The sequence below is a fragment of the Streptomyces sp. NPDC048420 genome, assembly GCF_040651535.1.
Taxonomy (GTDB): domain Bacteria; phylum Actinomycetota; class Actinomycetes; order Streptomycetales; family Streptomycetaceae; genus Streptomyces.
On sequence record NZ_JBEZKG010000022.1, the window covers coordinates 22,466 to 34,224 of the forward strand.

Below are 11,759 nucleotides of genomic sequence, written 5' to 3' on the forward strand. Positions count from 1 at the left end.
GGTTCGTCACCGAGGTTGATGGCTGACGTGAACGAGGCCCCGGCTCGCTTGAGCCGGGGCCTCGGACGTGTTCTCGCTTCTTCTACGGCAGTTTCGCCGCCCGTTCGAACGCGGCCTCGATCCTCGCCGCTCGCTCGCCCACCATCGGATACCACTCCGGATGCGTGACGATGTGGGTCTCACCGCGGGCCAGGCCCGCCAGCACGACGTCGCCGACCTCCACCGGGTCCAGCCAGCGCAGCTTGGCCAGTTCCGGGTCGTCGGAGATGTCGTTCTGGACGAAGGCGCTGCCGCTGCTCGCCTCCCCCGCGGGCCTGGTGCGCAGGGACCGGGCGATGTTGCTGCGGACCGTTCCCGGGACGAGGACCGCGGCGCCCACGTTCGAGTCCTCCCGTCGCAGCTCCTGTGCCAGCGCCTCGGTGAGGCCCATGATCGCGAACTTGGTCGTGGCGTACGCCCCGAGGCCGGGCATGTCGGCGACGAAGCCGCCCATGGAGGACGTGTTGACGATGTACGCCGGCTCGCCGTGCTGCTTGAGGAGCGGCAGAAACGCGTGCACGCCGTGGATGACACCGTCGAGGTTGACGTCGAGGATCCACTTCCAGTCGTCGAGGGTCATGTCCGCGATGCGCGACTCCGGGGCCACACCGGCGTTGTTGAACACCAGGTGCACCTTGCCGTACCGGTCGACGACCTGGTCGGCCAGCGCCCGCACGCTCGCGGCGTCCGAGACGTCGGTGCGCACTCCCACCGCCCCGATCTCCTCGGCCGCCGCGTCCAGCGGGTCCTGCTCGATGTCGGCGATCACCACCTGGGCGCCGCGCTCCGCCAGCCGCTGGGCGATGCCCTTGCCGATGCCCGACGCGCCGCCGGTGACGACGGCGACGAGGCCGCTCACGTTCTCGATCACGGTCATGCGACGGCCTCCCGGTAGGCGGCGGGCCATACACCGTGCCGGCCCGGGGACAGGATCCCGTTGGGATCCACCGCGTCCTTGATCCGCTCGACGAAGCGGCGGTACGCGTGGTCATTGAAGGAGTACTGGTCGGCCGCGAGGTCCATGAAGTCCAGGTGGGCGCGGTACTCGCCGTATCCGAGCGCCCCCACCTCGCTCACCAGCATCTTCGCGGTGTCCACCGCCGCCCGTACCTGCTTCTCGTCGCGTGTGTCGAAGCTGATGCTGCTGACGACGATGGCACTGCGGTCGTTGATCGGGAAGATCGCGCAGACGAAGTTCGTTCCGGCCCGGTCGGTGACCAGCGGATGGATCACGTCGACGACGCGGCGCACCTCACCGCCGGTGAGCGGGACCACCGGCGAGAAGCCGATGTGGCCGACGAACTCCGGAACGACCTCCATCAGGTCCATGCTCGGGATGCCGGCCTGGATCTTCTCCATGAAGGTGTTCAGCTCGCCCCACTCGTGGCGCAGGTAGGTGCGGTGGTGGTCGACGCGCGAGCCGTCGATGGCCGACCACGCCTCCCGGATGCGGCGCAGGTGGTGTTCGACGACGGGCCCGTCGCCCCACAGCGCGGTGCGCAGCCCCCAGCGTCCGATGCCGGTGCGGGCGGCGAGGCCGTCCAGGGCCTCCTCGCTCGCCGGTCCCTCGGCGCCCATGAACTCGCCCAGCAGCTCGGGGAACTGGGCCGCCATGGTGATGGTGTTCTGCAGGTTCGGCACTCCCCGGATCACCCCGTCGAGGCGGAGTTCGCGGACGATGTCGACGGCCTGGGCGAGCTGGTCGTCCCTGGGGATGGTGAGGTAGAGCGGCGCGTACGCCTCCGGGCGGCGCTGGAGCCAGACGCCCGCGCGCGTCACGATGCCGTAGTTGGACTGGATGAACAGCGGGTCGAGGACCGGGCCGAGGCCCCGCTGGTAGACGTGCCAGGAGGGGTTGTCGGGGATGGCTCCCATGCCGGTGCGCAGCACCTCCCCGTCCGCGAGGACCACCTCCATCCCGCACAGTTTCTGGAAGTCGGAGCCGTTCGGGCCGTAGGTGACGCCGTTGTCGAGGGAGTTGCCGATGACGCTCCCCCAGCCGAGGTCGGGGATCGAGCACCACAGGTCGCCGTTGCCGGACGCCTCCAGTGCTTCGTACAGGTCGAACCAGCGCACACCCGGCTCGACCACGGCGTACGCCAGTTCGCGGTTGATCTCCAGGACCCGGTTCATCCGGCGGAAGCTGATCAGGAGGGAGCCTCGGACGCGGGGCGACGGGCCGCCGTAGCCGTTGTTGCGGCCCTGGGAGGAGGTCCACACGGGAATGCGGTACTCGTTCGCGATCCGTACGACCTCGCGCACCTGGTCGGTGGAGGTGGGGAAGACGACGGCGGAGGAGTCGTAGGTGCGGTCGCCCTGGAACCAGTACGGGTCGCGGTAGGTGTCGCGTTCGCCGTCGGTCAGCAGGACGGCGTCCGCGCCGACCACCTCGGTCAGGCGGCGCACCGCCTCGTCCGGCAGGTCCGTGTGCTCGTGTGTGGTCGTCACCGCGCTGCCTCCAGCCCGTCGAGCCATCCGATGACCGGCTTGACCGTGTCGGAGGAGTTGGCCTCAAGGATCAGCCCGTGGCCGTTGCCGACGATGCCGGCGTCCTCCAGGGCGAGCAGTTCGGCGTCCGCGCCCACCTCGCGCAGGAACTCGACCAGCGGCGGGGACTGGGCCGCGCTGCCGGACGCGCTGCCCGTGACGACGGCGATCGGGGTGCCGCTGAGGCCGGGTATGCGGTGGCCGGCGGGGTCGGCTTTCAGCTGATGCGGGGAGTCGATTACCGGTTCGGTCGTGAGTTCGGCGTAGGTCAGGCCGTATGTGATCTCGCCCAGGCCGGGGAAGTCGGCGTACGGCGGTCCCATCGGCTCGATCGCGACGATGGCCTCGACCAGGTCGGGCCGCCGGTTCGCGGCCAGCCAGCCGCCCGGGCTGCCGGCGGAGTGGGTGATGAGCACCGCCGGGCCGATCCGGTCCAGCAGGGCGGCGATGCGCTCCCCGTCCAGCCGCTGTCCCTCGGCGAAGTCGGCCAGGAAGAAGCCCATCGCCGAGGTGAGCTGCTGGAACTCGGGGCCGTCGAAGGTGCGATCCCAGGGCCACTGGGTGTGGGACCCGGCGGCTTCCGGGGGCGCGAACAGGAAGCTCGCGAACTCCAGCGGCAGTGGCGGGGCCACCGGCCCCAGTCCGTCCGGGTGGTGCGGCGAACGGCCGTGGCCGGGGCGGTCGACGACGTACACCGCGTATCCGGCGCGTACGAGGTCGTAGGCCCAGCCCTGCCGGCCGTCCGGGGTGCCGAGCCAGTCGGTGCCCTGGCCGCCGCCGCCGTGGACGAGGACCAGGGGGTGGGGGCGGGTGACCTCGGGCGGCGCGAGCCACTCGACGTAGAGCGGTCCGCGCGGGACGGTGCCGTGCGGGGTGGGGATCTGCTCGCCCGGGATCCAGAAGAAGCCGGTGCGGATCGTGATCGGCTCGACCCGGTCGTCGAGATGGGGCGGTGTGTCGGTCATGGTCGGTCCTGTCTCACGGCGGCCCAACAGGGGGAAGAGGAGTCAGCGGTCAGCGAGCCTCGGGCGGCGGGATCTCCAGGAGCAGGTGGGCGGTGTTGCGGAACGCCTGCTCGCGCAGCATCGGGTTGCGGTGGGTGAGGAGCGAGCTCATGTCGCGGAAGATCCGGTCGAACCGCTCGCCCTGGCGCATGGAGCCGGAGCCGACGACGCGCAGCAGGTCGTGTTCGAGCGTTTCCCAGAGCTGGATGATGATCTCCCGGACCACGCAGGCCAGGCTCCAGTCGTCGACGAAGGTGTACTCGCGGCTGCCGTCGACCGTGGCGCGGCAGAACTCCTCGTGCTGCGCGATGACGCCGTCCAGCGCCAGTTCGGCGGTCCTGATCTTCGTCCAGGCGGCGCCGTAGTGCCGCTGGTAGTCCACGTCGTACAGGCGGAGCTGGACGGGTGGGAGCGGGGTCTTGCGGGTGCGCATGAGGCGTTCGAACTCGTCGAGGGCGTGGTACAGCCCGCCCACCGCCAGGCTGGCCAGGGACACGGTGAAGGTGAGCAGCCCGCGGCCGGCGTACATGGGGTTGCCGTGCAGCTGGGAGCCGACCGTGCCGTCCTTGACCGGGATGTCGATCATGTTGGCGTCCTCGATGACGAGGTCGGCCTCGACGAAGGCGTCGGTGAAGCGGATGCTCTCCGAGCCGGTGGCTTTCAGGCCGGTCGACTCGCCCCAGTTGTGCAGACGCTCGAAGCTCTCCTCGGGTGCGAGGAACATGCCCATCGCCGGGGCGGAGCCGTCCTCCTGCTCGACCATGCACTGGCCGAGGTACCAGGTGGAGTGGGGGATGCCGGAGCAGTAGTCGACGACACCGTTGAGGACGTATCCGCCGTCGGTCTTCTTCGCCCTGACCGTAGGCGCGGACACCGACGCGGCCCGGAAGTCGTGGTCGCCGAACGCCCGGTCCTGGACCTCCTCGGGGTACCAGGAGGCGACGTGGAGGGCGTGGTTCGCGGCCAGTGCGAAGCACCACGCGCTGCCCATGTCGCCGCGGGCGAGTTCCTTGCAGACCGCGAAGAACGTCCGGGGCGAGACCTCAAGGCCGCCGTACTTCTTCGGGACGAACATGTCGTAGAAGCCGTTCGCGACGAACTGCTCGTGGACGTCGTCGGGGAGGTGGGTCAGCCGCTCCGCCTCCTCCTGGCGGGCGAGCAGTTCCTCGCGCATCGCCCGGGCCCGCCCGACGAGCTCCTCCGGCGAGGGCACGGCCAGGTCGGGCTGTGCGGCGGCGTGTGCTGTGGTCATCGAATCTCCTAAGCGGGGGGCAGAGCCGGGTTCAGGCGAGGGGGCTCGCGTCGGTGGCGCGGCGCAGTTGGTCCTCGCGGCGCATCTCCAGCGGGCGCCGCGCGTGCTGCCGGAGTACGCCGGAGACCTGGGCCAGGTCGCCGGCCTCGTATCCCTCGACGAGCCGGCGGTGGTCGTCGAGGAGGGAGCTGGAGGCGTAGCTCGCCGAGTCGAGCGCGCGCAGGTTGAGGCCCGGCAGGCAGAGGCGGCGGTAGGTGTCGAGCAGGATCGTGGATCCGGCGAGTTCGACCATGTACTCGTGGAAGCGCTCGTTGGCGCGCACCCAGCCCTCGGGGTCGGTGAAGTGGCCGTCCTTGACGAAGCCGAGGGTGTCCTCCATCAGCTCCCGCAGCCGGGCCAACTGGTCGGTGGTCACCTTGCCGACGGTCAGTTCCGCGACGCCCGTCTCGATGGCGAGCTTGGCCTTGTAGACGTCGTCGATGATCGAGTCGGGGACGGGTGCGATGAGGTACTCCCCCGCCTGACGCCGGATGAGCCCCTCGTCGGCGAGGGCGGCCAGGGCGCGGTGGACGCGGTTGGTGTCCACCCCGAACTCCTCGGCCCAGCGGCCGGTGTCGATGACCTCCTCGACGTCACTGCCGGCATCGAGCACGCGGGCGCGGACCTCGCGCAGGACGGTGGCCTCCGGCGCCGTCTGCATCCGGCCGAAGCGGCCGCGGAAGTAGGCGAGCGGATGGCCGGGGTACGACATCGCCTCCTCGACATGGGCGAGGAACACGTAGTGGGTGCCGGCCTCCACCTGCTCGGCGACCCGGCAGATCAGGTGGGCGATGGCACCGACGAGCAGGGGCGAGCCGTTCGACGCGGTCTCGGTCGGCACCCCGTCGTACTTGTCCGCTACGCGGGAGGCGAAGCGGGTCGCCAGGTCGACGTGGTCCTCGGCGAGGACGTTCACCGCGAAGGCGCCGCTGTCGCGCACCGCCGCGGCGGTGGCCGAGTTCCGGTTGAGGCAGATCAGCAGCATCGGCGGGTCGTCGGTGAGCGAACTGACCGCGCTCGCGGTACTGCCGTACCGGATGCCGCCGCTCTCCGTCGTGATGACGGTGACGCCGGTGGCGAACCGCCCGATGACGTCGCGGAACTCCCGCGCGGTGACCGGACGGGAGCCGGACGGGGCGACGGATGACGGCGTGGACATCACAACCAACTCCTCTGAAGTCCCGGACCGGGGGCAAGGGGCCTGCGGGGGACTGTATGACGATCGCACAATGACGTAAAGAGGGAGGCGAGGGGCGCCCGCCAGAGTCGATCCCCTGGTCGGTGATCCCATCTAGCGCCGTGCTCTGCATGCCTATAATATCGTCATACAAAGTTTCGTGTCGAGAGGAGAGCCCGATGAGCGCAAGCCTGTACGCCGCAGACTCCGCCCCCCTGCCTGCGGCGGAGGGCACGGTCGACCACCTTCTCGAGGTGGCGACGAGGCTCCGCCCGGTCCTGCGGGCCGCGCAGGCGGAGCACGAGGCGCTCAGTGGTTACTCGGAGGCGATCCACAAACAGCTGCTCGACGCCGGCTTCTACCGGATGCTCCACCCCAAGCGGTACGGGGGCCTCGAACTGCCGCTGGAGGACTTCCTCCGGGTGGCCGTGGAGATCTCACGCGGCGACCCGGGTGTCGGCTGGTCCTTCGTCCTCGGCGCCGGACACGCCTGGCACGTGGCCTCCTTCTTTCCCGAACAGGCCCAGGAGGAGCTGTTCGCCGGAGACCTCATCGCGCCGGGACGCACCATCCCGCGCGGCCGGGCGGTCCGCACCGCGCACGGCTACCGGCTGACCGGCACCTGGGACTACTGCTCGGGCTCGATGTGGAGCACCCACGCGATGCTCGTCGCCCACACCTTCACCGAGCGGGACGAGCCGCTCGGGCTGCGCGCGTTCATCGTCCCGCGATCCGACTACGAGATCCTCGACGACTGGTCCGGCGTCCTGGGCATGCGGGCCTCCAGCTCGAACTCCCTCCAGGTCACGGACGCGCTGGTCCCCGAACACCTCAGCGTGGTCTACGACTTCAAGGACCACACGCTGGGCGACACGGGCACCGTCGGCTACCGGCTGCACCGCAACCCGATGTACCTGGGCCGCACCCTCGCCTTCTTCAACTGCGAGCTCGTCGCCACCCAGATAGGCGTCGCCTGGGCGGCCTTCGACGCCTTCGACGAGCTCATGGCCACCCGCCCGACGAGCTTCCCGCCGATGATGCCGCGCACCGACTCCGCCGAGTTCCACCGCTGGTACGGCAAGATGCTCGCCCAGATCGACGCCGGCGAGACCCTGCTGCTCGGCGCGATGCGCCAGTACACCGAGCTGGGACGGCGCTGGGAACGCACCCGCCAGGAGTTCACACCCGAGGAGGACGCCCGGCTGCGCGGCGTCATCCTGCAGGGCGCCCAGCTGGCGAACCAGGCCGTCGACCTGGCGTTCTCCACCGCCGGATCCAGCTCGGCACGGCTCGGGTCGCCCATGGAGAAGTACTACCGGGACGTCGCGATGTTCAAGACGCACATCGCCGCGAAGTGGGACGTCACCTACGGGTCGGTCTCACGCTTCCACTTCGGACAGCCGCTGACCTTCTGACACCTCGGCCGCCATCCCTACCGAAGAGAGACCTTCATGGCCATCGCCTCCAAGGACGTCGTCCGGGCCTTCGTCGACGCGCTCAACCGCCAGGACTGGGACCGTCTCGGCGAGCTGATCACACCGGACTTCACCTACACGATCCAGGCCTACGACCTGCCGGGCGCCGGCGACCCGATGGACGGGGAGACCCTGGTCAAGGTCCTTGCACACATGCTCGCGCTCTTCGACGCGACCGGCCCGCAGATCGCGATCACCCGCCTCGTCGGCGACGGGAGCTGTGTCGTCGCCGAGGCCGTGGGCAGCGGCTTCTTCCGCGACGGAAGCCGCTACGACAACCGGTACGCGAACGTGTACGAGATCTCCGGCGACCGGGTCAGCGCGGTCCGCGAGTACATGGACACGCAGCACACCGCGCAGTCGTTCGCGGCGGTGACCTCCGGGCGGGGCGACTGAGGCGGCGCCCCGGGGATCGGGACAGCGAAGGGGATCCAGGAGTGGCCCTACCGCTCCTGGATCCCCTTCAGGCCCTCAAGGACGTTGGCGGCCACGCGCCGCATGTGCTTGGCGTAGATCTCGACCGCGGTGTCCGCGTCCCGCTCCCTGACGGCGGCGACGATGTCGCGCAGTTCCTGGATCACTTCGGCGTGGTTCGTCGACATGCCCTTGACCACCAGGACGCGCACCTTGGCCTGGACGCCCTCCACCAGCTGCCGCAGCACCTCGCTGCCGGCACCGTCGTGCAGGACGGCGTTGAAGTCGCGCCGCGCGTCGAGCACGTCACGCGGCTCGGCGTCGTCCCGTGAGGCGACCTCGGCGAAGTGCTCCGCGGCCGCTTCGAGGGCGTACACCTTGGAACGCGGCGCCTTCTCGATGAAGCGTCGCACCAGCAGCGTCTCCAGCGCGCACCGGACCTCGTAGAGGTCGCGCGCCTCGTCCGGGGTGGGCACCGCGACCACGGCACCCTTCTGGGGCACGACCTTGATCAGCCCCTCGGAGGTCAGCTCCCGCAGTGCTTCCCGAACCGTGGTGCGGGAGACGTCGAGTTGCTCGACGAGTTCGCGCTCGACGAGGCGGCGGCCCGGCTCCAGGCGGAAGTCGAGGATCGCCTCGCGCAGAGCCGTGACGACCTGCTCGCGCAGCGGTGCGGCGATCCGGCCGACGGGGCTGGTGGTCCAGGCCGAGGCGAGAGTGGTCGAGGCCGGATTCGAGGTCGGATTCGAGGCCGTGGGCTTCGGGGCGCGGGGCATGATCCCTCACTCCTGCGTATGTGGTTGATGGCGGAAGGCCGTGATGACCCCGCTGAGGTCCCGGAACTCTCCGGCGGCGTACAGCGCCTCGTTGATCTGGTCGAGGGTGTACCGCGCCGTCACGATCGGCCGGGCGTCGTACTCGCCGCTCTCCAGGAGTTCCACGCAGCGGGGCAGGTCGCGGGACATCACGCTCTGGCCGTTCTGGCAGGACAGGATCCGTCTGCCGTGGATCGCGACGGCGTTCTGCGGCAGCGAGATCCGGCCGTCCGCCCACTGCACACCCGTCAGCACGACCGTCCCGGCCCGCCGTGACATGGCGACCGCCTGCTGCACCGCCTGTTCGGGGCCCGCGGCCTCGACGACCACGTCCGCGCCCCGCCCCTCGGTGAGGGACCGCACCTGTTCGACCGGATCGCCCTCCGTAGGGTCCATGACATCGGTCGCCCCCAGCCCGGCGGCTGTGGCACGGCGGTCGGCCAGCAGGTCCACACCGATGATCCGGCCGGCGCCGGCGACCCGGGCGGCCTGCACGCACCACAACCCCAGGTGTCCCAGACCGACGACCGCGACGGACGCGCCCGGCGGGACCTCGGCCACGTTCACGATCGCGCCGTGGCCGGTGGTGATGCCGCAGCCCAGCAGGCTCAGGTGCGGGGCGGGTAGCGAACTGTGCACCGGCCACACCTGGCTGCGGTCCGCGAGGACGAACTCGGCGTACGCTCCGACGCCACCGGCCGCGCGGACCGGACGGCCCGCCGGGTCGGTGGCGACGACCGGCTCGGGGCTCTCGAAGAGACGGGCGCACTGGTCCGGCCGGCCGATGCCGCAGTAGAAGCACGCGTCGCACTGTGGCGTCCCGGCGACGACCACGAGGTCACCTACGCCGTAGCCGCGACCGCGGGCATGGGTGCCGCGGCCGTCGCAGCGTTCGACCACGCCCAGCGCAGTGTGGCCGAGCACGACCGGCGGTTTCTTGCCGCGCATCGCCCGCCAGCCGAGCCAGTCCGTGGAGCAGAACGGCGCGGCGACCGTCCGTACCAGTACCTCGTGCTCGGTCGGGTCGCGCAGGGCAAGTTCCCGGACCGGCATGGGGGCGCCGAACGCCTCCAGCACCGCTGCTCTCATCTCGGCTCCCGTCAGAAGACGAACACGCCCGAGAGGTCCTCGAGCCGTTCGGACCGCTCGAGAGCGGTGTTGATGTCGTCGAGCCGGTACGTCGAGGTGATGACCGGCGACGGGTCGAGCACGCCACGTTCGAGCAGACGGACGTACGCGGGGAGGTCGCGGCGCATGCGGACGTTGCCGTTCTGGGTGCTGAGAACCTGCCGGCTCTGGACGGCGAGGGGGACCTGCCCGAACGTGACCTGACCGGCCACGTCCTTCAGTCCGGAGAGCACGACGGTGCCGGCTCGCCGGGAGATCTCCAGCGCCAGGCGCTGTGCGGCGGGCGGCCCGGCAGCCTCGATGACCTTGTCGGCCCCTCGTCCCCCGGTCACGCCCCGTACGGCCTCCAGCGCGTCCTCGGGTGCGACGGCGGCCGTGGCTCCCACCTTGGTCGCCACGCCTCGGCGCTCCTCCCGGGGCTCGATCACGACGACCTCGCGGGCCCCGGCCAGACGCGCCGCCTGTACGGCCCACAGCCCCAGGTGTCCCGCTCCTACGACGGCGACCACCTCGTCGGGCCGGACGCGGGCCACGTTGAGGACCGCCCCCACCCCGGTGGTGACCCCGCATCCGAGGAGCGAGAGCACCTCCCAGGGCAGGTCCGTGTCGACGGGGAAGACCTGGTTCTGCGAGACGTTCATGATCTCGGCGTAGCCGCCGACGCATCCGGCGGCGTTCACCACCAGGCCGTCGGAGGTCCGGGCGACGTCCGGGTAGACACCGCCGAGGTCGAACAGTTCCGAGCACTGGTCGGGGCGGCCGATGCCGCAGTAGAAGCAGTGGCCGCACTCGGGTGTGCCGGGGACGACGACGCGTTGGCCCACCTCGATGCCGCGGACCTGGCTGCCGACCTCGACGACCTCGCCGGTCGAGGCGTGCCCGAGGATCGTCGGCGGGACCTTGCCGAGGCGGCCGTGAAAGCTGGTGACGTCGGTGGAGCAGAACGGCGTCGCCTTGGTGCGGACCAGCACACGGGTGGGCGCGAGGTCGAGCAGTTCCACCTCCTCGACGGTCAGGGGCTGTTCGAAGCCTCGCAGCAGGGCTGCTCTCATCGTCGTCATCGGGAGGCCTCCCGCGTCCCGGCGGCTCCCGCCGCGTGCCGCGCGAGGAGCGCCTCGTCGGTCACCGCCACGTCCCAGAGCCCCGCTCCCCCGCCTCGGCGGTTGGTGTTCTGCACACTGGCGCCGCCGTCGACGGAGAAGATCTCGCCGGTGACGTAGCTCGACTCGTCGCTGAGCAGGAACGCCACCGTCGCGGCCACCTCCTCGGGCCGGCCCGCGCGCCGCAGCGGCGAGGTGCCCGCGCGCCCGCGCATGTCGGCCATCCCTGCCTCACCGAAGATCGGCGTGGGCACGATCCCCGGAGCGACGGCGTTCACCCGCACGCCGATGGGGCCCCCGTAGACGGCGGCCCCGTGGACCAGACCCACCGTGCCGTGCTTGGACGTGGTGTACGCCAGCAGGTCGTTGCTGCCGCGCAGGCCGGCGATCGAGGCGGTGACGACGATGGACCCGACGCTGCCGCGCTGGAGGTAGTGGCGGAAAGCCGCCCGTATGCCGAGGAACGGGCCCCGCAGGTTGACCGCCATCACCTTCTCCCACTCCTCGACCGACACGTCAACGAGGTCGGCGAGGGAGCCGGCGATCCCGGCGTTGAGGTGGTGCAGGTCCACCCGTCCGAACGCGTCCACGGCGGCCCGCATGTAGGCGTCGACGCCCTCCTCGGTCGTCACGTCCGCACCGACGCCGACGGTCTCTCCGCCGACAGCCGCGGCGACCTCCTTGGCGGCCGACTCGTCCAGGTCGACGGCGACGACCTTCACGCCCTCCTCCACGAGCCGCTCCACCGTGGCCCGTCCGAGGCCACCGGCGGCCCCGGTGACGACGGCGACCTTCCCGTCAAGTCCGCGCAGTGTCATGTCTTTCCGCC

Annotated in this window: 11 protein-coding genes; 2 read left to right on the forward strand and 9 right to left on the reverse strand. The window is 70.8% G+C overall.

Annotation, left to right across the window (positions count from 1 at the left end; translation table 11 throughout):
* Positions 1–82 precede the first annotated feature (82 nt).
* The 5 genes from AB0D34_RS34660 to AB0D34_RS34680 are packed head-to-tail and all read right to left on the reverse strand — an operon-like array spanning position 83 to position 5,980.
* Complete coding sequence (locus AB0D34_RS34660; protein ID WP_362668949.1) at positions 83–916, reverse strand: SDR family NAD(P)-dependent oxidoreductase; 834 nt, start codon at positions 914–916, stop codon at positions 83–85.
* Positions 913–2,487, reverse strand: a complete 1,575-nt coding sequence (locus AB0D34_RS34665; RefSeq protein ID WP_362668952.1) for an FAD-binding oxidoreductase — start codon at positions 2,485–2,487, stop codon at positions 913–915. Before AB0D34_RS34665 ends, AB0D34_RS34660 begins: the two co-directional genes overlap by 4 nt.
* Positions 2,484–3,491 carry an alpha/beta fold hydrolase gene (locus AB0D34_RS34670; RefSeq protein WP_362668955.1) on the reverse strand — a complete coding sequence of 336 codons (1,008 nt, stop codon included), beginning with the start codon at positions 3,489–3,491 and terminating at the stop codon, positions 2,484–2,486. The genes AB0D34_RS34665 and AB0D34_RS34670 overlap by 4 nt, the downstream gene beginning before the upstream one ends.
* A gap of 49 nt (positions 3,492–3,540) precedes the next feature.
* Complete coding sequence (locus tag AB0D34_RS34675) at positions 3,541–4,782, reverse strand: acyl-CoA dehydrogenase family protein (protein ID WP_362668958.1); 1,242 nt, start codon at positions 4,780–4,782, stop codon at positions 3,541–3,543.
* A 31-nt stretch (positions 4,783–4,813) separates the two neighbouring features.
* The gene (locus tag AB0D34_RS34680) at positions 4,814–5,980 is read right to left on the reverse strand and encodes a flavin reductase (protein WP_362668962.1); all 1,167 of its coding nucleotides are present in this window, start codon (positions 5,978–5,980) and stop codon (positions 4,814–4,816) included.
* A gap of 197 nt (positions 5,981–6,177) precedes the next feature.
* Here AB0D34_RS34680 and AB0D34_RS34685 point away from each other — a divergent pair, with 197 nt between their 5' ends.
* Complete coding sequence (locus AB0D34_RS34685; RefSeq protein ID WP_362668965.1) at positions 6,178–7,413, forward strand: acyl-CoA dehydrogenase family protein; 1,236 nt, start codon at positions 6,178–6,180, stop codon at positions 7,411–7,413.
* Positions 7,414–7,449: 36 nt separating this feature from the next.
* Complete coding sequence (locus AB0D34_RS34690) at positions 7,450–7,869, forward strand: nuclear transport factor 2 family protein (protein ID WP_362668967.1); 420 nt, start codon at positions 7,450–7,452, stop codon at positions 7,867–7,869.
* Positions 7,870–7,916: 47 nt separating this feature from the next.
* Here AB0D34_RS34690 and AB0D34_RS34695 read toward each other — a convergent pair whose 3' ends face one another.
* From AB0D34_RS34695 to AB0D34_RS34710, 4 genes are read right to left on the reverse strand one after another with little or no spacing between them, the layout of a single operon-like run.
* Positions 7,917–8,663: a GntR family transcriptional regulator gene (locus AB0D34_RS34695; protein ID WP_362668970.1), complete on the reverse strand. Its 747-nt coding sequence runs from the start codon at positions 8,661–8,663 to the stop codon at positions 7,917–7,919.
* Between the two features lie 6 nt (positions 8,664–8,669).
* Positions 8,670–9,791 carry a zinc-binding dehydrogenase gene (locus AB0D34_RS34700; RefSeq protein WP_362668973.1) on the reverse strand — a complete coding sequence of 374 codons (1,122 nt, stop codon included), beginning with the start codon at positions 9,789–9,791 and terminating at the stop codon, positions 8,670–8,672.
* A gap of 11 nt (positions 9,792–9,802) precedes the next feature.
* On the reverse strand, positions 9,803–10,891 hold the full coding sequence (locus tag AB0D34_RS34705; RefSeq protein WP_362668976.1) for a zinc-binding dehydrogenase: 1,089 nt from the start codon (positions 10,889–10,891) through the stop codon (positions 9,803–9,805).
* Positions 10,888–11,748: an SDR family oxidoreductase gene (locus tag AB0D34_RS34710; RefSeq protein ID WP_362668979.1), complete on the reverse strand. Its 861-nt coding sequence runs from the start codon at positions 11,746–11,748 to the stop codon at positions 10,888–10,890. Before AB0D34_RS34710 ends, AB0D34_RS34705 begins: the two co-directional genes overlap by 4 nt.
* Positions 11,749–11,759: the final 11 nt, after the last annotated feature.